The following is a 24,082-nucleotide window of genomic DNA, read 5'->3' on the forward strand; positions in this document are numbered from 1 at the left end:
TGCGTCTACAAGCATTGCTTCGAAGCAAGCTTCCTCGTCGCAAAGCTGCATGAAGATATCCTAAGAAGCATCTCATGATGTAATTGAAGTCAGTCGCTTTGTTATCTAGTTTTCAGGGAATGACCCTGTAGGAATTATGAATTAACAATTATGAATTATGAATTGTTTAAAGCTTCTCAGAGGCTAAAAGAACAATTGAACATTCATAATTGACAATTCACAATTGAATAAAATCTAGTGGCGATAGCGAAGAGGTCACACTCGTTCCCATGCCGAACACGATCGTTAAGCTCTTCAGCGCCGATGGTAGTTGGGGGTTTCCCCCTGTGAGAGTAGGACGTTGCTAGGTAGAAAAACATATCCAGTATGGATGTGTTTTTTTTTATTTAATATATAGAACTTTCGAGGACATATATTCCGTTATTTTATCCCAAAAAGCCCTTTTTGAAAATTCGCGGCCACCAGTTCCGTTATTTAGCCAAAATAACAACTAAAACACGGTTCAGAGCATAAATAAGGGATCGTCCGCGAAACTCAAAATTTATGTTTTTTTGGCAGAATAACGGAACGGGTGTCCTCATGATCTTCATAGTGCTCGCCAGTCACCAGACTGTTCACTCAACTGTATTGACTTTCTTAACTGTATACATTAGTATTACAGTACTGGCTATAAGGGAGGAATTTATCGGTGAATAGTGAATTTACAATAGCTGTACATAGCCTTGTTTTTTTAGCGTATGTCCCTGACCGTATGGCAAGTAGCCAAGATATTGCAAATAATGTAGGGACAAACCCTGCGAGAGTTAGAAAAGTAATGAGTAGCTTACGTAATGGTGGCTTTGTTCAGACAAAAGAGGGTATTGGCGGGGGCTATATCTTAAAGGGAGAACCAAACGAAATTACGTTAGGTCAGATATACCGATCTGTTTCATGTGGAGCTATAAAACCTAATTGGTGTACTGGTGATCCAAGTAAAGGCTGTCTCATTTCATCAAATCTACAGGTCGTGATGGATGAGGTATTTGAGGAAGCGGATGATTACTATGCAAATTATCTCGATCAGATAACAATAGCCTCAGTATTAATGAAAATTAAGCAATGTCAATAAGATATTGTTTTATTTTTTGGTATAATGTAACTAATTTTTATACAGTTCAGGTAACTCTCAGTTGACATCAGTAACTGTATATATTATTATTACAGTATTATATTTATTGATTTACGTAAGCTTAAGCATCGTTAGCTATGTTTAAGTTTTTTTAGAAATAAACTGTAATAAAATTTGTAACACTTAATAGGCGGTGAATCAAATGTTTAGTACTAACCCTGAGTTAAAGGTAGGAGAATGGGTTAAAGGGAAGACTGAAAACGATGAATTAATTAAAGGATATATCGTAAGTATTGACCAATTCAACGGAATAGTGAAGATAACTGTGGTTGAATCTGATCACATAAAGCTTATAGGAAAATATGTTGTTTTACTTAAGAAAAACGTTACTCTTTTACCAGTAGTTCACATCTGGACAGAGGGCTTTGTACGTGATTTAATAGATGTTGCATTATTAACAAATGATAGTGAATGGTTTAAAGAGCTAGTTCAAAAGCTACCGTCAAGCATCAAGGATACAACAAATGATCGTACTAATTCATTCTTAACCAAAAATAGATTAAATTCTTATAAATAAAAAATGGAGCTATGAAGCTTTCTTTATAGCTCTTTCTGTATGTAATAAATATTGGAGGTACATAATATGCTCATTATTCTTTTAGGCATTGTCACGATTGTATTTCTTTTCTTCCTGTATGAAAGATATGTACCTATCATTGGAATTAGGTCTGTTGATGTTCAAACAGAGAAGTTTGATGAAAATGTCGTATTGTTAGATGTAAGAGACTATAATATTGCTTTTAAAAGTCCAGTAAAGGAAGTTTCAATCCATTTGCCATTGGCTTATTTAAAGAGGAATTTTCAGGATGTTCGCGGAAAAAATGTCGTAGTTATTGCGTCAGATCAGTTATTAGTAAATCTCAGTGCTCGTTTTTTACGACGAAGGGGAATAAGAATAATCGGTTATTATACTCAGCAATCGTCTGGGCAGGAGCTATCTACAGTACCTTGCAGTAAAAATAGTTGTATAGGTATGAACAAATAATATAAAGCTCTCTCTTTCAGTATTAATGAAGGGAGAGCTTTAATTATTTAATAATGGGTTTCAATTACTAGTCAATAAAATAAAAATAGACCTTAATTAGAGGTCTATTTTTATTTTCTATACTAACGTCTATTAACAAGAAACTCTATGTATTCGCTGTGTCACTAGAACTTTTTTACCATAAGGATACTAATAGGAGGTGTCCGAGCTGATGGATAATCACGAGAAAGTAAATCGCAAGGATAGTGATGATAAGACAAATCATATAGCAGTTCAACATGCTACGTCTGGAAGAAATAAAGCAAGTACAAATGTTGAGAACACGTTTATGCCTATAAGCATTCCCGAATTTCATGGGACAAAGATGATTGCTAGTTATATATCAATGCTTTCTATATTATTCGAAAACAAGTACTTTTTAGCAAAACACGAAGAGTTGATCTTACAAAAAATAGAAGCTTGTGAGAGCTTAATCTTAAATCAAGTTGAAGAAGAAAAAGAGTATAAGCAAAAATTGTTGACTATTTTAGAAAAGGGTCTTGAGCACTAGTAAGCATAAAATTGCTAACTTACTAGGAAAAAGGTTATACCCTAGTTATAGTAGCCGATACAAGTTTTAGAAAAGATTAATAGAATAATAACCAATACAATAAAAGGAGTGATAAATCATGGAAGAAAACAAGAACCAAAATCTGAATGAAGATTTAAGAAATTGCTGCTCATCGTCAGATGCTGGAGAGCAAGCTTCAGCATCTGGTGCTGCGGGTCCAGATGGAGCTTCTTCAGCAGCATCAAGTGCTAACAACCAATCAGCGGCTGCTGCAGGAGAAGACGGCTCTGCCTCAGCAGCTGCGGATGCAGCGTCAGGTAGACATGCTGCCGCTGCTGCCGGAAATGAAGATGCCGATGCGGCTGCTTCAGATGCTGCTGCGAATGATAAGGCTGCTGCCGCTGCTGGTGTGACATCTTCATCCTCAGCTTCAAAAAACGCAGCTAGCGCAGCTGGTTCTGACGCCGATGCTGATGCTGATGCTGACGCCGATGCTGATGCCGACGCCGATGCCGACGCTGATGCAGATTCCGATGCCGACGCCGATGCTGACGCCGATGCTGATGCAGATAGTGATGCCGACGCTGATGCCGACGCTGACGCCGACGCTGACGCCGATGCTGACGCTGACGCCGATGCCGATGCCGACGCCGATGCTGACGCCGATGCCGACGCTGACGCCGATGCCGACGCCGATGCTGATGCAGATTCCGATGCCGACGCCGATGCTGACGCTGATGCCGATGCCGATAGTGACGCCGATGCCGACGCCGATGCGGCGGCCGATGCTGATGCCGATAGTGATAGCGATGCTGACGCTGATGCGGCAGCCGATGCCGATGCTGATGCCGATAGTGACGCCGATGCAGATGCAGATTCCGACGCCGACGCTGATGCCGCAGCTGATTCAGATGCTGACGCAGCAGCCGATGCTGATGCTTCTGCCGCGGCTGGAGACGCAACAAATATCGTTATTCAAAACGTAACTTCTGGAAACAACACGGCAAACAATGATATTACAATTGAGTAAATAATCGATAGAGGAGGTTTGTTATCATGCCCAACGAAGAACAAGTAAATAACCAAGGACAAAATGAAGAGTCTTGTTGTTCAGCTGATGCTGAAAATCAATCAGCAACCGCAGGTGCCGCGGGTCCCGATGGAGCATCTAGTACCTCAGCGAGCTCAGGTACAAATGCGGCTGCGGCTTCAGGCAACGATGGTGCAAGTGCTTCTGCTGCATTTGCTTCAGCAAGTAAAAATGCGGCAGCAGCTGCAAGTGAGGAAGACGCTACAGCTGCTGCCGCAAATGCAGATGCCAATGATCGAGCAGCCGCAGCAGCTGGAAATAATGCATCTTCAGCCTCAGGTAAGAAAAGTTCCGCAGCGGCTTCAGCTAATGCTGATGCCGACGCTGATGCTGATGCTGACTCGGACTCGGACGCTGATAGTGACGCCGATGCTGATGCCTCAGCCGATGCTGACGCTTCGGCCGATGCAGATTCCGACGCAAGTGCTGATGCTGATGCCGCAGCCGATGCCGATGCGAGCGCTGATGCCGATGCTGCAGCCGACGCCGATGCCGATGCATCCGCTGACGCCTCAGCCGATGCTGATGCAAGCGCCGACGCTGATGCTGCAGCAGATGCGGATTCAAGCTCTGACGCTGACGCAAGTGCCGATGCCGATGCGGCAGCTGATGCTGCTGCCGACGCGGACGCAAGTGCTGATGCTTCAGCCGACGCTGATGCTGACGCAAGTGCCGATGCCGATGCGTCAGCTGACGCCGATGCCGACGCTGACGCAGCTGCGGATGCTGATGCAAGTGCTGACGCCGACGCCGATGCGTCAGCCGATGCCGATGCCGATGCTGACGCGAGTGCTTCAGCCGATGCCGATGCTGATTCAGCAGCAGCGGCAGGTTCCGCCACAAATATCGTCATTCAAAACGTGACTTCGGGAGACAATACAGCTAGTAATAACATTACAATTCGAAGAAGAGATTAATTAAGTGTTATTAAAAGGTGCAATCTATGCACCTTTTTTTTTGGTGAAAAATTCCTCATCGTTTAGTAAAATGTAATAGCCATAGAATAAAAGGTAACTAGTTTGATAATGTGAGGAAGGTTTTATCATGATCAGTGCAATCATTCATGGGTTTATATTAGCATTCGGACTTATTTTGCCTCTAGGAGTCCAAAATGTCTTTGTCTTCAACCAAGGTGCGACACAGCCTAGATACAGGAGAGCTTTTCCTGTTATTTTAACGGCTTCTTTATGCGATACACTATTGATAACCCTAGCCATATTAGGGGTTTCAGTGTTGGTTTTAGGTATTTATTGTTTAAAGGTAGTATTACTAACCGTAGGAATTATTTTTCTATTTTACATGGGCTATATGATCTGGAGAAGCAAAGCTGTTACCACGGCATCAGATGCTAAAGCTCTTTCACCTAAAAAACAAATAGTATTTGCTGCCTCAGTTTCATTATTAAATCCACATGCGATCATGGACACTGTCGGTGTAATTGGGACGAGCTCATTGTCGTATTCAGGTACGACTAGAATGGCCTTCGCGTTAGCATGTATCATCACTTCGTGGCTTTGGTTCTTTTCTTTAGCATTCGTTGGTAGACAAGTAGGTAGGTTAAATAACTCAGGCAAATTTATCGTTTGGTTAAACAAAACTTCAGCTCTCATCATGTGGGTGACGGCCTTTTATTTGCTTTATTTATTGCTTGTATAAAAGTTCTATGGAAATTAACTTATAACTATTTAAGTGTTAATCTTTAGGGGGGCTTTTTTTAGAATTTGCTAGGTAAAGTTCATAAAACCTTTACAAATATAGAGGGATAGGGGATTGGGTAGAGTGGATATTCATGGTATTATGTAGTTTGTAAATCACCTAGCAGTTATTAATCTGCCAACATGCATTTGCCCGAAATGAGGAAGCTCACATGGAAAGACATAACAGACTAACGAAGAGAATATCGAAAAAATCTGGGGGGTATTCAGACCTGTATAAAGCACTCATGGATCAAAACCCCTTACCGATCTTACTTATCGATCCTACAAGTGGAAGTATTTTTGATGCAAATGTAGCTGCTACACAATTTTACGAGTATTCCAAAGTGGAACTTTTATCTAAACGTGTTTATGATATTCATACACTAAGTAAACAAGAGATTGATCTTAGTATTAGAAATGTAGTAAACGAAGGAAAAAGTAGTCTCTTTTTCTCCCATATAACAAAAAGTGGACTTGTAAAAGATGTCAAAATGGAAAGTGTGATCCTGAATATTAATGGTGTAAATGTCCTGCATTCGATCATTTCAGATCTATCTGCGATTAAACTTCAAGAAACGTTTTTTCAAACACTTTTTGAGAAATCTCCATATGCAATTGCCATCTTGGACGAGAATTATCGAATTATTGATGTTAATACTAACTTTGAACAGTTGTTTCAATACGATTTACTAGAGATTAGAGGCTTCACACCAAATAAAGTGATTTATCCAGATTGGCTCAATCATAATGAGATACAAAATCACGTTAATCAAATTAGTAGTTTCGGTATTATTAAAACAAATACAGCAAGGAAGAAAAAGGATGGTAGTTTAGTAGATGTTGAGATGATCATCCTACCAACGTTTCATAGTGGTGTGCATGTAACTACTTACGTACTCTATTTTGATCGTACTGAGCAGCGCCTTGCTGATAAACATAATGAACTACTAGGTAATGTACTAAAATACCATACTGAGGGAGTAGTAATTTCAAACACAGAAGGTTATATTGAGTGGGTAAATCATGCTTTTACAAAAATTACGGGCTACAGTTCTTCAGAATTGATTGGGAAGAATCAACGAATTCTCCAGTCCGGCAAATATGACCTGCAGTTTTATAAAGATATGTGGAGTGATATTCTCTCAAATGGACACTGGTCAGGTGAAATATGGAACCGTAATAAGCAAGGGACGCTATACCCGCAGTCGTTACGAATTTTTAAAATTGAAGATGGTGTTTCAAAGAAATACGTTGGTGTCGTTCGTGATATTAGTGAGCGTAAGGAATGGGAAGAACGGGTTGACACACTCAAATACAAAGATCGTTTAACTGGTCTGTTTAATCGCTCCTATATAACCACTTGTCTGGAAAATAAAATTCAAACTGCTAATCATAAAAAAACGAAGTTAGTTGTAATATGTTGGGATCTTGATAATTTTAAAAGCATAAACGATAACCTTGGACAGGCGATTGGAGATATCGTATTGCAAACGGTTACTTCGAAGCTACAACGAATCTTCAAAGATGCGCTTATTGGTCGCTTCGGTAGCGATGAATTTGTCATCATTGTGAGTGGTGAAAATGCCGTTGAAAAAGCAACCTTGCAAATCGAGAGAATGATTGGTGAACTTAAAAAATCTATTTGGATTGAAAATCATGAACTTTTTGTCAGTGGTAGTTTTGGTGCAGCGATTTATCCTAAGCATGGTCTTGATGGAGACACGATCCTAGCGAATGCTGATATTGCAATGTTTAAAGCGAAACAATATGTAGGGAGTCACTACATATTTTATACAGACATGATGAAGGATAGTGTGAAAAGGGAGTTTAAAATCCGCAATTATTTACATTCGGCGATTGAGAATGATGAGTTTGAACTCTGGTATCAACCAATTGTTGAATTGAGTACATTGAAGATTGTGGGGGCAGAGGCCTTAATTCGTTGGCATCAACCGAAACTAGGATTTTTGCCACCGGATCAGTTCATTTCGATTGCTGAAAAATCAGGGCATATCCATCAGCTAGGAAAATGGGTGTTAAAACAAGCTTGTATCCAGACGAAAAAGCTACATCAGCAAGGTTTTTCTAAGCAGTACGTAGCGGTGAACGTTTCGGTAAAACAATTAGAGAATGAGTATTTTGCTGAAAGTGTTTGTGGAATTCTCAATGAAACTGAATGTAAGGGCGAATTGTTAATGATTGAAGTTACAGAAGAAACTTCGATTAGTGACTCTCAAAAAGTTCAAATGAACTTAGGGAAGCTAGCGAAATTAGGGATCAAATGCTCCATCGACGATTTCGGTACTGGTTTTTCATCACTAGCCAAGCTACATGAATTGCAAATGAATCAATTGAAAATTGATAAATCGTTTATTTGGGATATTGAAAAATCAGAGAAGATTGTCTTGGCAATTCTATCGATGGGGAAAAATCTACAGTTACGGGTAGTTTCTGAGGGAATTGAAACCAAAGAGCAGCTAGAGTTTCTTGCTAGGGCAGGTAGCGACTTTGGCCAAGGCTACTACTTTACAAAACCATTGCCGTTTGAAGCTTATCAAGTTTTTTTAAGTGAGTGGCAGTCTAATAAGGAGCGTATAAACTAGCAGTGGTTTAGACGCTTTTTTCTATTTTTGATGTTTGAGGACAATAGGTACGTTATTTTGCAAAAGTCTTTTTAAAAGTCTGTTTTCGCAAAGTTTGTTGCTTTCGTAAAAATCCCAAAAGCCGGATTTTTACACAAATTACTAACAATTCACCACTAATTTAGTAAGTAATGCTCTTTTCTTACATAATTTATTGGCTGATATCTTCATCTAGGGTATTTTCCGATAATTTTAGGATAGAAAAGCCACAATGTTTACGAAAAGAGCCTTTTAAAATTACTGTTCACGAAATATATTTCTTCTCAAGGAAGAAGGAATAATTAGTCAGAATCACGAATTCTAACTCTCACCAGAGGATAAAGGAGACATTTACATGACGAGGCTAGAAACGAAACGATTGCTATTAAGACCGTTACAAAGAGAGGATGCTGAAATCGTCGAGGAATATGCTTCCGATTATGAGATTGCAAAAACGACGTTAAATATTCCTCACCCTTACCCGAAAGGTTCAGCTCTTGATTATATTGATAGTGTACTGGCAGCTGCAAAAAATGGCAGACAACATGTTTTTGCGATTACTGAGAAAAACTCGGGTAGTTTGCTTGGGACAATTGCTTTAGGTATTGCTGAGGAACACAGTCGTGGCGAACTAGCGTATTGGGTTGGCAAACCTCATTGGGGCAAAGGTTATGGTACAGAAGCGGCGCGAAGACTAATGCAATACGGATTTGAAACATTACAGCTACGCAAGATTTTTGCTGCATCATTTACCGATAATCCCGGTTCGTGGAGAATCATGGAGAAAATCGGTTTGAAATACGAAGGTACTTTAAAGCAACACGTTAGTCGATTAGGAAATCATCATGATTTGGCTTATTATGGACTTTTGAAGGAAGATTATAAAGGCTAATGTGCGTTGAGCAGTTAGAAGGATATTATGAAAGTATGGACTTTAAAAAGTTTACAATTGGGATGACTCGAAAAATAAATCGAATACCATAAGCTGACCTCGTTGTATTGAGGCAGCTTTTTTTATGTTAAAAAATTTATGAATAAAAAATCTGTTAGAAAAGAGAATATACAGGTAAATATAAATAAAATTAGGAGTGTGTAGGATGAAGAAACTAATGCTAGGATTAATTCTATTGCTGGTTACTTTTTTAATAGCTGGCTGTACCGGAGACGACGGTTTGCAGCTAACCAGAGTGGATGTACAAACAGTGAATACTGAAGGGTTCGAGGGAGAGGTTGTAATGATTACCGATCAAGCCCTTTTAAAAGAAATGAAAGACGTCTTTAAACACGTGAAGTGGGAGCCGAATAGTGAAGTCTCGATGCCAACGAGAGAGAACTACAAGGTTACTTTATACTTCCAAGAAAAAGACGACATGCCTGAACGACAGTATGAATACAGAGTTTGGTTCAATGCGGATGATACGGTTACGATTATTAGTAGTAACCTACGTGAAGGTTATGGATTATTAGATACGAAAAACACAGAATTGTTAAAACAGAAACTAACGAGTGAAAAATAGTCGTTTGGCCTTAGATACTCTCTAGGTAAAGATGACTTATTTTAACTTTGTATTTCCGCGAACTAGGGCTACCTTACATTAGGTAGTCTTTTTCTTTATTACTGTATCATAGCCTCTATGATGTAAAAGTCCTTGGCGAAAAAAACTATTTCGTCCTCCTAAAGAAATGGTGAATTACTGAAGTTTAGGAGTTTGTCACTGTTTGAATAGTGAAAATATTTAGAACTTTAAACACATCCAATTATTTACAATCTTTTAGTATGATTTGCTTGTCAAGTTATTAAATCATTTGGAGGGATTGCTATTGAAAAAGAATTTAGTATTGAAAACTACACTTGCAAGTGCGCTTTTGTTTTCTAGCTTATCGGGAGCTGTATTTGCTCACGATGCTTTAGAGGAAGGTGTGTCGAAGGAAATTCAGTTTGTATTTGACGCTTCTGAAGTCCAAGTTCTACCTTACAGTGTGAGTGGTTCAAGGAATTTAAAATTTTTACACCAAGCGGCTAGTGTTCAACTAAATGTTGTAAATGGTGTACAGAACAATACCGCAGATGTATATGCTCATAAGGGGTATGCGTACATAGGCACTCATACTGCGAATGGAGCAAATGGTGGTGTGCGAGTATTTGATCTGAAAGATCCTTCAAATCCGGTTGAAGTGTCGGTATTTGCGAATGAAATTCCTAACACATGGCAGGAAAAAGTCATTGTTAAATCGGTGAACACGCCTCATTTTAAAGGGGATCTAGCGGTTGTCAGTCTTCAACAAACATCAAGAAACAATACAAACAGACCAAATAGTATTGGTGGTGTGCTTCTTTACGATGTGTCTAATCCAGCTGAACCGAAGAGATTAGGATTTTACAAATTAGATCGAAGAATTTCAGGAACTTATGAATTATACTTAACGACTCAAGGTAATCGTGCGATTCTTCTAGCATCCAATCCATACGCTGATTATTATACTCACGGAGTAGAGAAAGATTTTCAGATTATTGACGTAACTGATCCAACTAATCCTGAAAAATTATGGCAGTTTGATCCTCGTATGCTTCCGGAAATTCCAGCAGATTTCAATGGCTATCACTGGTATGCTCCCGATGGAAAAACGAGACCAGTATTCAACCATAGTGTAATCACCGATAACAATGGTCATTATGCCTATGTGTCAATGTGGGATTTAGGAACTGTTATCTTTGATATTAGAGACCCGAAAAATCCTGTGTACTTAGGTAGAACAGATTATCGTGATAATCAAAAAGGTGCAGCTCACTCTGCAGCTTTAGCGAGAGGCGGTACGATTTTAATTGAGACTCGTGAAGTTGCCAATCCGGTAGGGGTAGGTTATGAAGATGCATACGGTTATACAAGAATTTTTGATATTAAAGACAAAAAGAACCCGGTGTTATTAAGCGAGTTTACGACAGAATTAACGTTTGATATCCCACCAACTTCAACGGGAAGAAACACGTTTGCGAAAACGGTTCATGACCCTAAAGTATTAGGAAATACTTTATACTTATCCTATTACTCAGGTGGTGTACTGGGTGTAGATATAACTGACCCGAGCAATCCTGTAGAGATTGCCCGTTACACATCAGAAAGGGCGAATGTCTGGGGCGTCTTTGTAGACCGTAATTACATTTTAGCATCTGATATGGGTCAAGGTTTAAAGGTACTATTGAGAAATAATAGTGGCAATGGTAACGAAAATAATGAAAACAAACCGATAAAGTAATATAGGAACGACCAAGTCGACGATGATTTGGTCGTTTTCTTGAATAAGAATAAGTTGCTAGAGTGTCTGAGTATGCAGAATATTCCAAATATAGTATACTTAGAGAGAAAGGAGGTTATAAAATGAAAGAATTTAAAAACTACCAAGAATTTTGGCCATTTTATCTAACGCAGCATAGTAAAAAAGAGACAAGAGCATGGCATTTTGTTGGGACAACCTTTGTATTTATTTGTATTGCTTTAGCCATTATTTTAGGAAATTCATGGATTGTTCTGCTAGCTCCTGTAATCGCTTACAGTTTTGCGTGGATATCTCACTTTTTCATTGAGGGAAATAAGCCAGCTACATTTGGTCATCCTTTTTGGTCACTTCGTGCTGACTTTCAAATGTACTTCTTTACATTATTCGGAAAGCTAAATGGTGAATTAGCCAAGCTTGAAAAGAATAAAAAAATTGCTAAATAGGTGTGAGAAAAGCAGTGAGCCAGAATTATGGTTCGCTGTTTTTTGATCACTTGAAGGAAAATAATGTTAAACTAGTAAATGAGTAATACTTGTTTAGGAGTGATGAATGATTTGGATTATAAAAAGCATTTTATTGTCGGCTTAGTGTTTAATATTATGTTAGCAAGTGTACTTGGAATTTACATTACCAAACAATCAAAAGTAGAGGATACACTTTCAACGCTTGAAAGAACCACCCTTATAGATTATGTAAAAGGCCAGGAAGCTGTGAAGTACCAGCTAGACAAAGCAATTAGGGGAGAAGAAGTGGCTATAGAAGAACTAATAATGGCAGTGTCCGTTAACTATCACCTCATTCAACTTGAAAGGCAAAGGGGCATTTCGATTCCTGCGAATATCAGTCTTTTTCATATCTCCTTACATGGATATCTCTATCAAATGATGAGAGAAATTAATGAGGGACAGGATCAAGGTCTTATGTTTGAAGAACTTTCGGTCCTTGTAGATATGCTTCAGGCTTATGAAGATGCGCAAGGTTTTACCTATGCCGATAGCACGCAAGAAATCAGCGAGAAATTAGTGAAGGCCGACGAGGAAGTTTTAACTTCATTTATCTTTAGTGAGAGGAATCCAATTTTTCATAGCAAGAGGGGTGGGTACTAATGTTTACATCAATTGACTATTTAAAATTGGGCAATGAGCGGCAACGAAGAGCGTACGATGCGATCCAAAAGGTAGGGATCATGGATAATCTCGCTATTTACACCCCGATCCTATGTGGAACTTTACCGATTGGAATTGATGTAGATGGTTCTGATCTAGACATCATTATGGAAGTTCATAATTTCAGTAGATTTAGAGAGCAAGTGAAAGATTTATACAGTCACCTCGATAATTATCGACTAAAGGAAGTAATAATTAGAGATGTACCCGTCGTAAAAGCCAATTTTTTATTTGAGGGATATGAGTTTGAATTGTTTGGTCAACCGCAGCCTGTTTTCGAACAAAACGCTTACCTTCATATGATAATTGAAGACCAACTAATAAAATGCATCCCTACCTTGAGAGATCAAGTTATCAGCTTGAAACAGCGGGGATATAAAACTGAGCCAGCTTTTTGTAAAGTATTAGGTTTAGATGAAAGTGATCCTTATCTATCTCTGATCAATTACGGTAGGAATATCTGTTTGATTTAAAAGGTAACTATTCCCAGTCGGCAATAAAGTCTATTTTACAAGTATTGTTAATGATAAAATACTTGTAAGCATGGGAGGGTTACAGATGAAAAAATACATACTAGTGCTAATAATGGTCGTAGTTTCTATTATTGGACAAGGAGCAGAAGTCTCAGCAAATGATCAAACGCTGTCTTTTCCAGATCCTAACTTAGAAAGAGCTATTAGGATTCAACTAAAAATGCCGGAAGGACCGATTACTAAGGAGGACGTAGAGAAAGTTACTGAACTAAACATTGAAGGTAGCACCGATACGCTAGAAGGAATTCAGCATTTACAAAATGTAAAGACATTAATCATAAACCATTCGATCTCTCAAGAGGATCTTAAATTAGTGGTTGGTTTAAAAAAGATAAACCATCTATCTATAGATACTAGAAGGATCAGTGATTTGCAGCTCTTACATGAGCTTCCGAAACTACAAAAACTGTCAATTTATGGATCTGAGGTACGTGACTTAGCACCAGTTCTAAATCTATCGGGAATAGAGTCATTAACGTTAGCAGCCATTCCTTTAAGTGACTTAGGTTTTCTAGTACAGATGGATTTGAGGGAATTAGTTTTAGTTGGAAACGGGCTAGAAGATCTAAAGGGTATTGAACAATTAGCCTCATTAGAAGGAGTTTCAATATGGCATAACCCAATAAAGGATTTTACTCCGTTAGAAGAGCTTCCAAATTTACAACAATTGTTACTGTATGATTACGAATTAAGAGGTAATCTTGATTTAAACCAAATTAGTAAACTAACAACATTAAGAAGTCTTAGTTTGGTTTTCATGGGCATTAAAGATATACGTCCACTTGCTTCTCTTGTTCATTTAGAAGAGTTAGATGTGAGTCAAAATAGTATAAGAAACTTATCACCGTTAGCGTCATTGACAAACCTTAAAAATCTAAATCTATCAAGTAACTTTATTCAGGATATCAACGATTTGCGATTGTTAAGAGAACTCACGGTTCTTGATATATCGTCGAATTCAATTTCGAACATCACTGTTTTGAAGGAACTTCAAGAATTACAATACTTGAAGTTTAGTTACAATCGCGTAGAGAGTATTGATCCATTAAAATATCTATTAAACTTGGAAACTATTTATGCAGACAGTAATAATATTCGTATTCTGACGCCATTAAATACGCTTCCAAGCCTGAAAACTGTATTTATCTTTAATAATCCTCTCTCTGGTAAAGAAACCGTAGAGATGATTAAGCGTCTACAGCAAAATGGTGTTGCTTTTTGGCATTCCAAAATTTATCTTCAAACGGAAATGATGTTTTGGCTTAATCAACCCAGTTGGTTACTAAACGGGAAAAATGCTGTTTTAGATCATCCACCATATCTAAAAAATAACCGTACGCTTGTCCCGATTAGGGTAATTAGTGAAGCTTTTGGAGCACATGTTCATTGGGATCCAAATGCAAAAACAGTGACGATAAAAAATGGTGGTAACACGATCGTATTAACTGTTAATGACCAACACGTACTGGTCAACGGTCAAAAGAGGTTAATCGATGTTGCACCAGAAATTAATAATGGTCGGACTTTTGTTCCAATTCGTTTTGTTTCCGAACAGTTCGGTGCCAAGGTCAACTATCAAGCCTCATCTCGAAGTATTATCATTGAAAAATAACTACTTCCGAATTTATTAATTTGAACTTGTACGAGAGGCTAGATTAATATAAAATATTGGTAATATTAAGATATTCATGGTAAAGTATTGGTAGGTCTATTTTACTAAATTTCTAATTAAATAAGAAACGTTCGGGCAAACCAACAGAAATGTTGGGACGCAAAACTATAGGGGCTACAACATTATGTTACGCCAGCCAGGTGCCGTTTTAGGAAAAACATCCTGACGGGTGTTTTTTTTGTTTTTAACGACATTCAATTTATTGATGCTTGAGTTAAACTTTGATCTTATTAATAGATGAAAGGAATTGTACGTAAATGAAAACACTCGATAAACAGGTACTAAATTCGCAGAATAACATATTAAAACAAATTGCAACGGGTAACGAATTAACAGTAATCCTAAAGAGTCTTGCTTTAGAAATAGAAACATTGATCACCGGTACTATTTGTTCAATCCTTCTTTACAACGAGCAAAATCAAACGTTGGAAAAAGGTGTTGGACCAAGCTTAGCTGATGCATATAATCAAGCGTTAGCTGGTACAAAGATTGGACCAGGAGTCGGATCATGTGGAACAGCTGCGTTTTTCATGGAAACAGTGATTGTTAAGGACATTGAAACCGATGACCGGTGGAAAAACTACAAATCGCTTGCGCTTTCCTATGGGTTAAAGGCTTGCTGGTCAAAACCGATCATTTCCTCTGAAGAAACCGTTCTGGGAACTTTTGCTCTCTATTACCGTGAAACCCGTGAACCGCTGAAAGACGAATTAGAACTATTAGAAGTGTTTGCTCACTTAGCTTCTATTGCTATTGAACAACGAAATACAGATAAGAAACTCTATGAAAGCGAAAAGAAATACCGACTGTTAGCTGAAAATGTATCAGACTTCGTGGGGATTATTGATCAGAAGGGCATTTTTGAGTATGCCTCATCTTCACATGAGAAGTATTTAGGATATACGTTGCGAGAGCTGATAGGCAAATCGATATTGGACTTTGTTCATCCCGATGATCTTCGTATTGTGAAAAGAAATTTGAAAAAGGTTCTTGAAAATCTTCAAGTAATAACCATTACTTCTCGCTTTTTACATAAACACGGCCACTGGGTGTATCTTCAAGGAAACTGTAACCCGATCATTGAAGAAGATAAGGTATGTCGTTTTGTTTATATGGCACGCGACATAACCGCACAGAAAACTGCCGAACAAGAACTTAACAAAGTACTAGTAGAGTTGGAGTCAACCCGACAAAAGTTTCATTCGTTATACCAAAATTCTTTAGATGCAATCTTTGAACTAGATCACAACGGTAAGCTTTTTAGTGTAAATCCAGCAGCGGAAACATTAACAGGGTATAGCAAAGAGGAGCTCTTAAGAATTAATAGTACAACGTTCATTGATGCCAATTCTTATCAAGAACTAGATCAAATTTTTACAGCAGTGAAACAAGGGAATGGACAACGAGTTGAAGGTGTGATTAATCATAAAGGTGGACATCAAGTGATCGTTGATATCAATATCGTTCCGATCTTTAAACACAATACTTCCGTTAGTGTGATGGCTTTCGTTAAAGATATTACAGACAAGAGAAAAGCTGAGAATGAAATCAAAGAGTTAGCCTATAAAGATCAATTAACAGGACTACCAAATCGTTATTTGTTCAGTTTGAAGCTTGAAGAGGCGATAAAAAGAGCGAGCGAGACGAAGTCGACATTAGGAGTCTTGTTTATTGATTTTGATAATTTCAAAACGATTAACGATACCCTAGGCCATCATGTTGGTGATTTATTGCTTCAAAGAGTTGTCTCGATTATGAGTTCCTGTTTGAGTGAAGGTGATGTCATCTCTCGGCAGGGCGGAGATGAGTTTTTATTACTTATCGAGAATACTAGTATTGAAGACTTATGTAGCGTTTCCGAACGGATTATTCAAAAACTAAAGCAGCCAACGTTATTAGCCGGAAATGAAGTGTATATTACACCGAGTATTGGAGTTAGTCTGTACCCTAATTATGGCATGGATGCCGAAAGTTTGATTAAGAATGCCGATTTAGCGATGTACTTAGCGAAAGATATGGGTAAAAATAACTATCAATTTTTTACAGAAAGTTTAAATGAACGAGTCATCCGCAAAGGCCAGCTTGAAAATGCCTTACGGAGAGCAATTGACCAACAGGAATTTACTCTCCACTACCAACCTAAGATTGACTTAGATTTAAACAGAGTTGTTGGAATTGAGGCACTCTTACGTTGGAATCCTATTTTTGGGTCTGTATCACCTGCAGAATTTATTCCGATCACTGAGGAAACTGGACTGATTGTTGACATTGGCGAGTGGGTGTTGAGAGAAGCCTGTACAAAAAATAAATATTGGTACGATCTCGGTTTACTCGAGGCGCCAATTGCTGTCAATGTTTCTGCACGTCAATTTATGGATCCTCATTTTATTCGTATCGTTCAAACTGTATTGAGTGAAACGAAACTTCCTTCTCATTTATTAGAAATAGAGATTACTGAAAGAGTTATGATTAACGTTAATGAAGCATCCGACATCATTAATCAACTAAGGGAGATGGGGATACAAATTACGATCGACGATTTTGGAATTGGTTATTCGTCATTAAGTATGATCAATTCGATTGACATTGATAATCTAAAGATAGATCAATCCTTTTTACATGATGTAATGAAGAATAAAAAGTCTTCAGGTTTGTTAGGAGCTATTATTCAGATGGGAAGAGAAATCGAAGCTAATGTTGTGATTGAAGGCATTGAAACAGAAGAACAAGCGAGCTTCTTAGCAGCAAAAGGCTTGATCGGACAGGGCTATCATTTTAGCTATCCGTTACCTGAGGAGAAATTTGAAAAGTATTTAGCAAAGCAAGAAGCATAAGGAAGAGGAGCCTAGGGTGACAGGCTCCTCTTTCATAGTTAAATAAGAATGTTAATCTCACTAGTTGCTTTTAATTGATCAACTAGTTCGCCAATCGACGCCTGATTTTTCTCGTCTCTAATTTCAGCTTCTAGTTGTGCATAAACTTCTTCAAGTTCAGGCATGTTTTCTGTTTGCTGCTTATACTGCTCATAGCGTTCTTCAACTTCACTAGAAGTAATGACAGGTTCAGCAATTTTATTTTCGATATACTTATTAATCGTTATCTGGCTTTTAATTTCATCTGAAAAACTAGCTAAAGTAAAGTTATTCATTTCAAGTACTTCAACGAATTCTTCTTCAGTACCATATTCTTCAATAAATAAGTCTAGCTGGGCTTGGATTTCATCTTGAGAAGCTTCAAAGCCTTCTTCAACTGCAGCTTGAGTAATAAGTGTTGAATTAACAAGCTGGTCTAATACATGTAATTTAATTTGAGCTTCTGTTTCTTCATTAATTTCTAATCCCATTTGTTGGTAAGATAATTTCACTTGTTCATATTGAAATGCTAGTGACTGTTGAGAAATAGGTTGTCCATTTACCATTGCCACTGGCTCATTTTCTTCTAATTCTGGTGTAGCTTCTTCATTTCCTCCACAGGCTGCTAGTCCAATCATTAAACATACACTCGCTAATACGGTTACTAATTTTTTCTTAATCAAAATACCACTCCTTTATTCTATGTATAAACACAAGTGTAACAAACACCTTTTTCGAAGTAAAATAAAAAGGTAGGGTTAATTCTTACATTTCTAGAAATGAATACATAGTACTGGCTTTCATATGTTGAATTATAGTAAAATATGTAAAAATCTACGAGAATATTAGGTTGAAAGTCTTTGGAGTCACAATTTTCTTCTTTGTTTCGTAAACTATAACAATGGAGTAACTTTTAGGGGGATTGGTAGGGTGCTAGAGTTCTTTCAATCATTATTTATTAAAAAATGTTACTTTTGTAAAGGGAAAAAAGGCTATTTTACAAAATATGAAGTATACGATCAAAAGGTAAATGTCTGTTATAAGTGTTTGGAATACGCAGAACGTAGAGCATTCAGGAAAATAAATTGATCTTAGGTTGCATCTGAAGAGGTGCGACTTTTCTTTTAAAACAAGGGAAAAATACTTAGAAGTCGAAATAGTAATGGTGATAAATTTACATTGGGGGCAGATGATGAATAAACAGAAAGTGTTTACAGTACAAGCTTTACCTAGCGATGTAAAAGAATATTTGAAAAAACATGTTATTTTAAATGAATGGGACCAACAAGGACCTTTGACAAGAGAGCAGCTTTTTAATGAAGTGGCAGATGTGCACGGTCTAATCACTTCTGGGACTCCTATTAACGAAGAATTGTTACAATCTGCTCCAAATCTTCGAGTCGTTAGTACAGTTTCGGTTGGTTACAATCATTTTGATATTGAAGCTATGAAAAAACATCGGGTACTTGGTACCCATACCCCTTTTGTTTTAGATGATACGGTCGCAGATTTAGTCATTGCTTTAATGCTTTCTACCGCAAGAAGAATTCCTGAGCTTGATGCATTAACTAAAAGCGGCGAATGGAAAAAAGGCACAGCTGGGGCTATGTTCGGAGTAGATGTCCATCATAAGAAACTTGGAATTATTGGGATGGGAAGAATAGGTGAAGTGATTGCGAAAAGAGCAAAGTTTGGCTTTGATATGGAAGTGTCTTATTATAATCGCAACCGTAACTTAGAAGCAGAAGAAAGGTTAGATGTCCACGCGAAGGAATTGGATCAACTTTTAAGTGAATCTGACTTCGTTGTCCTCATGGTGCCACTGACGAGTGAAACAAGAAATCTAATTGGGGAGAGGGAGTTTCAGTTAATGAAGAAGTCTGCCATTTTTATAAATGGATCAAGGGGCCAAACAGTAGATGAAGAATCGTTGATCCAGGCTTTACAAACAGGCGAAATCTTAGCAGCTGGGTTAGACGTCTACCAAGAAGAGCCTACAAATCCAAATAATCCACTGTTAAAAATGCCGAATGTCGTCACACTTCCTCACATTGGTTCAGCAACGAGTGAAACAAGACATGCAATGGCTATGCTAGCTGCTAGAAATTTGGTAGCAGCACTGAATGGTGATGACGAGTGTTTTGTGGTGAAAGAATTAGAGGATTTATCGAGTACGTTAGAGTAGGTATAAATATATGTTGACACATTGGAATTATCGGATTATTATTAGGTAAATTATTTGTGAATTGAATTAGGAAGGCATACTTCATACCATTACGGCGGTATGTCTTTTTTAAAACTTAATTCATAGTAAATACATAAGAATTATAAGAATTTAATTTTTAGAGGCTGAATTGCGGAGTGTGTAAAATGACTATTGAAATTGCTTTTGTCCTATTTATTGTAATTGGGATGCTTATTAGTCTGATGAAAGAGATTGCTAGACCTGACTTTATCGTATTTTTTGCACTTGCAATTCTTATCATAAGTGGAGTGTTGTCTCCAACAGATGCGTTAAAAGGTTTTTCTAATGAGGGAATGCTGACTGTTGCCTTATTATTTATCGTAGCAGGTGCAGTGAAACAAAGTGGTGTCTTAAATCAAGTCATTGCAAAGTCATTAGGATCTGGCCGTAGTCCAAGAAAGTCATTGCTTCAAATGATGTTTCCGTTGGCGGGTTTATCTGCTTTTTTAAATAATACACCCATTGTGGTCATGTTTACTCCTGTTGTTCGAAAGTGGTGTGAAGAGAAAGGGGTTTCGCCTTCTAAATTTCTCATACCACTATCGTACGCAACAATTTTTGGTGGGACACTCACGCTCATTGGGACATCGACAAACTTAGTCATCCATGGCTTTATGCTAGAACAAGGGCTAACTGGATTTTCAATGTTTCAACTTGCCATTGTAAGTTTACCTGCTGGGTTAGTTGGGATTATTTATATGGCTACTATAGGTTATAAATTATTGCCAGAACGAAAAACATCAGAACAATCCTTTGAAGAAAGTTCAAGAGAGTACCTTGCTGAAGCTTTTGTTGAACGTAATTCTCCTTTAAGCGGAAAAACAATTGAGGAAGCTGGACTTAGAAGACTTAGTGGGCTGTATCTAATTGAAGTAATACGAGATGGAGAACGTTTTGCGTCTATCCCGTCCTATTTTAAACTAAATGAAGATGATAAATTGATTTTTACAGGTGTTTTGTCCACGATTGTCGAGTTGCAAAATATAAAAGGCTTGAGAGTTTCAACAGGAACAAGTTTGAAACTAGAGGATTTACAAAATGGGAGTGCAACACTTGTTGAGGCAGTGATTTCACATCAGTCTTCTTTAGTTCAAAAGACAGTGAAAGAAAGCAAGTTTCGTAGTAATTACGGTGCTGGAGTAGTGGCAGTTCATCGTAACGATGAAAGAATTAATGATAAAATGGGAGATATTAAGTTAAAACCAGGAGATACTTTATTGTTATTAAGTAACAAAGACTTTAGTAACAGATGGTCTAGTTCCAGAGACTTTTATATTATTTCACCGATAACTGAGACAGATGTAATTGACCCAAGAAAATCAATTACCGCCTTGTTAACATTAGTGATGATGATTTCTCTTGCTGCGTTTAATATCCTACCAATGTTTAAAGCTGCTTTGTTAGCTGTTATTCTCTTGTTTATAACAAAAACTATTACATTTGTAGGAGCCAAACGATATATTCAATTTGATGTTTTACTGTTAATTGCAAGTGCAATTGGGATAGGGATCGCGTTAGAGCAGTCAGGTGCTGCTGAATTAATTGCCAGTTATTTTATTCAGATAAGTAAAGGTGCGGGCATTATAGGTGCAGTAATTGTTGTATACTTTTTAACAACTGTATTTACTGAAGTAATTACGAATAATGCTGCGGCTGTTTTGATGGTACCAATCTCACTTTCTATAGCTACTCAGCTATCGGTTGACCCAATGGCATTTTTTGTAGCTATAGCCATTGCAGCTTCAGCAAGTTTTGCTACTCCGATTGGTTACCAGTGTAATTTAATTGTATACGGACCTGGTGGATACCGTTTTTCTGACTATATGAAGATAGGTATTCCGCTTAATATACTTTACCTTATAGTAACTGTTACGATTGTTTATTTTGTGTGGGTAGTTTAGACGACCTATGGTAAAAAGGCTTAGAGAGCGTCTCCAAGCCTTTTTTTGTTTGGCTGTTTTCGCAAAGTTTGTTGCTTTCGTAAAAATCCCAAAAGCCGGATTTTTACACAAAATACTTAGAATTCACAACTAATTTAGTAAGTATTGCTCTTTTCTTACATAATTTATTGGATGCTATTTTCATCTAGGATATTTTTTTCGATTATTTTAGGGTATAAAAGTACAACGTTTACGAAAAGAGCCTTATTTGTTCTTAAAAAGGAAAAAACAATGGTAGTAATACAATTGCAACTACGGCAATCAGTAGTTGTAATGGGACACCAACTCGGACAAAGTCAAGAAATGTGTACTTGCCTGCCGCCATCACCATTGCATTTGGTGGTGTGGCTACAGGTGTGGCAAACGCCATACTTGAAGAGAAGGCAACTGCCATGACCATTGGAATTGGGCTAACAGCCATCTGTTCAGCAGTTAGGATAGCTACTGGGAATAGTAAGACAGCTGTTGCAGTATTACTGATGAATTGACTGAAAAGTGAAGTTATCCCATATAAACCTGCTAAAACGGCTAATGGTCCAATTGCACCCAGACTGTTAATAAGTCCTTCTGACATAAACGTAACGCCACCTGTATTTTCTAAGGCAGTAGCCATTGGCAGCATACAGGCGATCAGAATGACAGTCTGCCAATTAATCGATTGGTACGCTTGATCGGTTTGTCTGACACATCCAGTCAAAACCATTAGGACAGCAGCAATGACGATGGCGACCACTGCTGGAACCCATTCGAATACCATCGTAATTAGCATCCCAAGTAAGATAAGACCAGCAACCATACTTTTCTGAGTCTGGTTGGCTAAATCCGTTTCTTCAGCGGCTGACTTTAGGACGACTGTATCGTTTTTTTCGGCAGAGAGAAGGTTGATATCCTTCCACTTTCCGTGTACTAGTATGGAGTCTCCATAAAGTAATATTTCATCTTTCGTAAACCGTTTTGCTTCACTAAATTGATGCTTCATTGCGAGTACCGATAGTCCGTATTTCGCTCTGAATTTTACTTGTTTAATGGATTGGTTAAGTAATCTTGACCGAGGAGTTAAGATCACTTCGGCCAAATGTGCCTCCTCCAATTGGTAAAGGCTGTCTTTTTGCCTGATTAGTCCTGTATCTGCAGCTAGTTTTTCAATTGCATCCTCATCAGCGTAGATAAGAAAAATATCACCAGACTCTATGATATAGCTAGGATCAACAGTAATTCGAATTGATTTCGGTCGACCAGTTATTTTAGATAATGGTTTTCTATCTTTTTTTATTGCTTCTAGCACTGTAATGTTATAGGTAGCAGGTAAGTGAAGCTGTTTAATGGTGCGGCCAATAAGTTCGCTATTTACAGGAACTTTTACTGTGTGAATAAAATCAGATACTCCATACTGCTCAATAAGCTCAGCAGCGTCAAATTTAGTTGAATTACCAGTTCTATCCTCAATAGGTTTATCCAACAACCTGCGACCCACGAACCATAAATAGAGAATTCCTGTGAAAAGCATCGTGAGACCCACGGGCGTAAAAGAGAAGAACGAAAGTGCACCATATCCAGCATCAGCTAAACTCTGGCTAGCAATTAAGTTAGGCGCTGTACCAATTAATGTTAAAGCACCACCCATGCTACTCGCAAAGGCAAGAGGAATTAGCAGTTTTCCTGGATGTAACTGCATTTGTCGACTTAAGCTTACGACGACTGGTAACAGTATAGCAACTGTTCCAGTGTTACTAATAAAACCACTTAAGACCGCCACTAATAGCAACATAAAAATCGTTAATTTCCACTCGCTGTTCTTTGTGCTTTTTACAAGTAAATCGCCAGCTTTTTGTGCCAAGCCACTTTGAAAAACACCTTCACCGACAATAAATAACGCGGCAACCATAATTACCACACTGTTGGCAAATCCCGCAAACGCTTCTGGTACAGTAATTAGACCTGTTAAAAGGAGTGCAAGTAAGGCGTGAACAGCAACGAGATCTGCTCTGAAGCGTGGAACTAAAAAGCAAATCGTTGTTACAACTAAAATGAGAAAAACCAAGTGCATATCTGTAAACATGTTATGAATTCCTTTCACTGAAAAAATGCCCTAATCATGGCAGTTATAGGTTATTGTGTACGTAAATGAAGAAATTATCATTTGAATTGTGAATTAAGAATTAAGAATTAAGAATTAAGAATTATGAATTATGAATTATGAATTATGAATTATCAATAAGGGATAGTGGTTAAAGAGATTTACTTACTAGGGATCAGTTTGTGCGGTTCTACAAAATTCCTTTCTTAC

Annotated in this window: 22 protein-coding genes, 1 rRNA gene and 1 riboswitch; of the genes, 20 read left to right on the plus strand and 3 right to left on the minus strand. The window is 37.9% G+C overall.

Annotation, left to right across the window (positions count from 1 at the left end):
• The first annotated feature begins 233 nt into the window (after positions 1-233).
• From rrf to DS745_RS20460, 7 genes are all read left to right on the plus strand, one after another.
• A 5S ribosomal RNA gene (gene rrf / locus DS745_RS20435) occupies positions 234-349 on the plus strand.
• 339 nt (positions 350-688) lie between these two features.
• Positions 689-1,108 (plus strand): RrF2 family transcriptional regulator, encoded by a 420-nt coding sequence (locus DS745_RS20440; RefSeq protein WP_129080118.1) that lies wholly within the window; start codon positions 689-691, stop codon positions 1,106-1,108.
• A 202-nt stretch (positions 1,109-1,310) separates the two neighbouring features.
• Positions 1,311-1,685 carry a hypothetical protein gene (locus DS745_RS20445; RefSeq protein WP_129080119.1) on the plus strand — a complete coding sequence of 125 codons (375 nt, stop codon included), beginning with the start codon at positions 1,311-1,313 and terminating at the stop codon, positions 1,683-1,685.
• 66 nt (positions 1,686-1,751) lie between these two features.
• Positions 1,752-2,153 (plus strand): sulfurtransferase, encoded by a 402-nt coding sequence (locus DS745_RS20450; RefSeq protein WP_129080120.1) that lies wholly within the window; start codon positions 1,752-1,754, stop codon positions 2,151-2,153.
• Between the two features lie 211 nt (positions 2,154-2,364).
• Positions 2,365-2,703: a hypothetical protein gene (locus tag DS745_RS20455; protein ID WP_129080121.1), complete on the plus strand. Its 339-nt coding sequence runs from the start codon at positions 2,365-2,367 to the stop codon at positions 2,701-2,703.
• A gap of 221 nt (positions 2,704-2,924) precedes the next feature.
• Entirely contained in the window at positions 2,925-3,116 is a 192-nt protein-coding gene (locus DS745_RS24970; protein ID WP_206662946.1) for a hypothetical protein, read from the plus strand.
• A 54-nt stretch (positions 3,117-3,170) separates the two neighbouring features.
• Positions 3,171-3,689, plus strand: coding sequence for a hypothetical protein (locus DS745_RS20460; RefSeq protein WP_196121292.1), 519 nt, complete (start codon positions 3,171-3,173; stop codon positions 3,687-3,689).
• Between the two features lie 141 nt (positions 3,690-3,830).
• Here DS745_RS20460 and DS745_RS24690 read toward each other — a convergent pair whose 3' ends face one another.
• Positions 3,831-4,025: a hypothetical protein gene (locus DS745_RS24690; RefSeq protein WP_161568326.1), complete on the minus strand. Its 195-nt coding sequence runs from the start codon at positions 4,023-4,025 to the stop codon at positions 3,831-3,833.
• Between DS745_RS24690 and DS745_RS20465 the strand changes: the two genes are divergently transcribed.
• The 11 genes from DS745_RS20465 to DS745_RS20515 all read left to right on the plus strand — a co-directional run bounded on the left by DS745_RS20465 (position 4,025) and on the right by DS745_RS20515 (position 17,592).
• On the plus strand, positions 4,025-4,657 hold the full coding sequence (locus DS745_RS20465) for a hypothetical protein (protein WP_161568327.1): 633 nt from the start codon (positions 4,025-4,027) through the stop codon (positions 4,655-4,657). The genes DS745_RS24690 and DS745_RS20465 overlap by 1 nt on opposite strands.
• A 180-nt stretch (positions 4,658-4,837) precedes the next feature.
• On the plus strand, positions 4,838-5,449 hold the full coding sequence (locus DS745_RS20470; RefSeq protein WP_129080122.1) for a LysE/ArgO family amino acid transporter: 612 nt from the start codon (positions 4,838-4,840) through the stop codon (positions 5,447-5,449).
• A 211-nt stretch (positions 5,450-5,660) separates the two neighbouring features.
• Positions 5,661-8,093 carry a bifunctional diguanylate cyclase/phosphodiesterase gene (locus DS745_RS20475; protein WP_129080123.1) on the plus strand — a complete coding sequence of 811 codons (2,433 nt, stop codon included), beginning with the start codon at positions 5,661-5,663 and terminating at the stop codon, positions 8,091-8,093.
• Between the two features lie 373 nt (positions 8,094-8,466).
• Complete coding sequence (locus tag DS745_RS20480; protein WP_129080124.1) at positions 8,467-9,003, plus strand: GNAT family N-acetyltransferase; 537 nt, start codon at positions 8,467-8,469, stop codon at positions 9,001-9,003.
• A 205-nt stretch (positions 9,004-9,208) separates the two neighbouring features.
• Entirely contained in the window at positions 9,209-9,628 is a 420-nt protein-coding gene (locus DS745_RS20485) for a hypothetical protein (RefSeq protein WP_129080125.1), read from the plus strand.
• Between the two features lie 304 nt (positions 9,629-9,932).
• The gene (locus tag DS745_RS20490; RefSeq protein WP_129080126.1) at positions 9,933-11,366 is read left to right on the plus strand and encodes an LVIVD repeat-containing protein; all 1,434 of its coding nucleotides are present in this window, start codon (positions 9,933-9,935) and stop codon (positions 11,364-11,366) included.
• Positions 11,367-11,488: 122 nt separating this feature from the next.
• Positions 11,489-11,830, plus strand: coding sequence for an Mpo1-like protein (locus DS745_RS20495; RefSeq protein ID WP_129080127.1), 342 nt, complete (start codon positions 11,489-11,491; stop codon positions 11,828-11,830).
• Positions 11,831-11,941: 111 nt separating this feature from the next.
• Complete coding sequence (locus DS745_RS20500; protein WP_129080128.1) at positions 11,942-12,493, plus strand: hypothetical protein; 552 nt, start codon at positions 11,942-11,944, stop codon at positions 12,491-12,493.
• Positions 12,493-13,026: a DUF4269 domain-containing protein gene (locus DS745_RS20505; RefSeq protein WP_129080129.1), complete on the plus strand. Its 534-nt coding sequence runs from the start codon at positions 12,493-12,495 to the stop codon at positions 13,024-13,026. Before DS745_RS20500 ends, DS745_RS20505 begins: the two co-directional genes overlap by 1 nt.
• Before the next feature lie 85 nt (positions 13,027-13,111).
• Complete coding sequence (locus DS745_RS20510; RefSeq protein ID WP_161568328.1) at positions 13,112-14,698, plus strand: stalk domain-containing protein; 1,587 nt, start codon at positions 13,112-13,114, stop codon at positions 14,696-14,698.
• Between the two features lie 124 nt (positions 14,699-14,822).
• A riboswitch (cyclic di-GMP riboswitch) is annotated at positions 14,823-14,906 on the plus strand.
• Positions 14,907-15,015: 109 nt separating this feature from the next.
• Positions 15,016-17,592: an EAL domain-containing protein gene (locus DS745_RS20515; protein WP_129080131.1), complete on the plus strand. Its 2,577-nt coding sequence runs from the start codon at positions 15,016-15,018 to the stop codon at positions 17,590-17,592.
• A 38-nt stretch (positions 17,593-17,630) separates the two neighbouring features.
• On the opposite strand, the gene DS745_RS20520 is transcribed toward DS745_RS20515, so the two are convergent.
• On the minus strand, positions 17,631-18,293 hold the full coding sequence (locus DS745_RS20520) for a SurA N-terminal domain-containing protein (RefSeq protein ID WP_129080132.1): 663 nt from the start codon (positions 18,291-18,293) through the stop codon (positions 17,631-17,633).
• Positions 18,294-18,802: 509 nt separating this feature from the next.
• Between DS745_RS20520 and DS745_RS20525 the strand changes: the two genes are divergently transcribed.
• Both DS745_RS20525 and DS745_RS20530 read left to right on the plus strand, forming a co-directional pair.
• On the plus strand, positions 18,803-19,795 hold the full coding sequence (locus DS745_RS20525; RefSeq protein ID WP_129080133.1) for a 2-hydroxyacid dehydrogenase: 993 nt from the start codon (positions 18,803-18,805) through the stop codon (positions 19,793-19,795).
• A gap of 185 nt (positions 19,796-19,980) precedes the next feature.
• Entirely contained in the window at positions 19,981-21,756 is a 1,776-nt protein-coding gene (locus DS745_RS20530; protein ID WP_129080134.1) for an SLC13 family permease, read from the plus strand.
• A gap of 253 nt (positions 21,757-22,009) precedes the next feature.
• Here DS745_RS20530 and DS745_RS20535 read toward each other — a convergent pair whose 3' ends face one another.
• Complete coding sequence (locus DS745_RS20535) at positions 22,010-23,854, minus strand: SLC13 family permease (RefSeq protein ID WP_129080135.1); 1,845 nt, start codon at positions 23,852-23,854, stop codon at positions 22,010-22,012.
• Between the last annotated feature and the right edge of the window lie 228 nt (positions 23,855-24,082).

Source organism: Anaerobacillus alkaliphilus (assembly GCF_004116265.1).
In the GTDB taxonomy this organism is placed as follows: domain Bacteria; phylum Bacillota; class Bacilli; order Bacillales; family Anaerobacillaceae; genus Anaerobacillus; species Anaerobacillus alkaliphilus.

What these genes read in the sequence shown, in the direction of transcription:
- DS745_RS20445 (WP_129080119.1), top strand. Translation starts at nt 1,311, where the DNA reads ATGTTTAGTACTAACCCTGAGTTAAAGGTAGGAGAATGGGTTAAAGGG.
- DS745_RS20450 (WP_129080120.1), top strand. Translation starts at nt 1,752, where the DNA reads ATGCTCATTATTCTTTTAGGCATTGTCACGATTGTATTTCTTTTCTTC.
- DS745_RS20455 (WP_129080121.1), top strand. Translation starts at nt 2,365, where the DNA reads ATGGATAATCACGAGAAAGTAAATCGCAAGGATAGTGATGATAAGACA.
- DS745_RS24970 (WP_206662946.1), top strand. Translation starts at nt 2,925, where the DNA reads ATGGAGCTTCTTCAGCAGCATCAAGTGCTAACAACCAATCAGCGGCTG.
- DS745_RS20460 (WP_196121292.1), top strand. Translation starts at nt 3,171, where the DNA reads ATGCTGATGCTGATGCTGACGCCGATGCTGATGCCGACGCCGATGCCG.
- DS745_RS20465 (WP_161568327.1), top strand. Translation starts at nt 4,025, where the DNA reads ATGATCGAGCAGCCGCAGCAGCTGGAAATAATGCATCTTCAGCCTCAG.
- DS745_RS20470 (WP_129080122.1), top strand. Translation starts at nt 4,838, where the DNA reads ATGATCAGTGCAATCATTCATGGGTTTATATTAGCATTCGGACTTATT.
- DS745_RS20475 (WP_129080123.1), top strand. Translation starts at nt 5,661, where the DNA reads ATGGAAAGACATAACAGACTAACGAAGAGAATATCGAAAAAATCTGGG.
- DS745_RS20480 (WP_129080124.1), top strand. Translation starts at nt 8,467, where the DNA reads ATGACGAGGCTAGAAACGAAACGATTGCTATTAAGACCGTTACAAAGA.
- DS745_RS20485 (WP_129080125.1), top strand. Translation starts at nt 9,209, where the DNA reads ATGAAGAAACTAATGCTAGGATTAATTCTATTGCTGGTTACTTTTTTA.
- DS745_RS20495 (WP_129080127.1), top strand. Translation starts at nt 11,489, where the DNA reads ATGAAAGAATTTAAAAACTACCAAGAATTTTGGCCATTTTATCTAACG.
- DS745_RS20505 (WP_129080129.1), top strand. Translation starts at nt 12,493, where the DNA reads ATGTTTACATCAATTGACTATTTAAAATTGGGCAATGAGCGGCAACGA.
- DS745_RS20510 (WP_161568328.1), top strand. Translation starts at nt 13,112, where the DNA reads ATGAAAAAATACATACTAGTGCTAATAATGGTCGTAGTTTCTATTATT.
- DS745_RS20515 (WP_129080131.1), top strand. Translation starts at nt 15,016, where the DNA reads ATGAAAACACTCGATAAACAGGTACTAAATTCGCAGAATAACATATTA.
- DS745_RS20525 (WP_129080133.1), top strand. Translation starts at nt 18,803, where the DNA reads ATGAATAAACAGAAAGTGTTTACAGTACAAGCTTTACCTAGCGATGTA.
- DS745_RS20530 (WP_129080134.1), top strand. Translation starts at nt 19,981, where the DNA reads ATGACTATTGAAATTGCTTTTGTCCTATTTATTGTAATTGGGATGCTT.
- DS745_RS20535 (WP_129080135.1), bottom strand. Translation starts at nt 23,854, where the DNA reads ATGTTTACAGATATGCACTTGGTTTTTCTCATTTTAGTTGTAACAACG.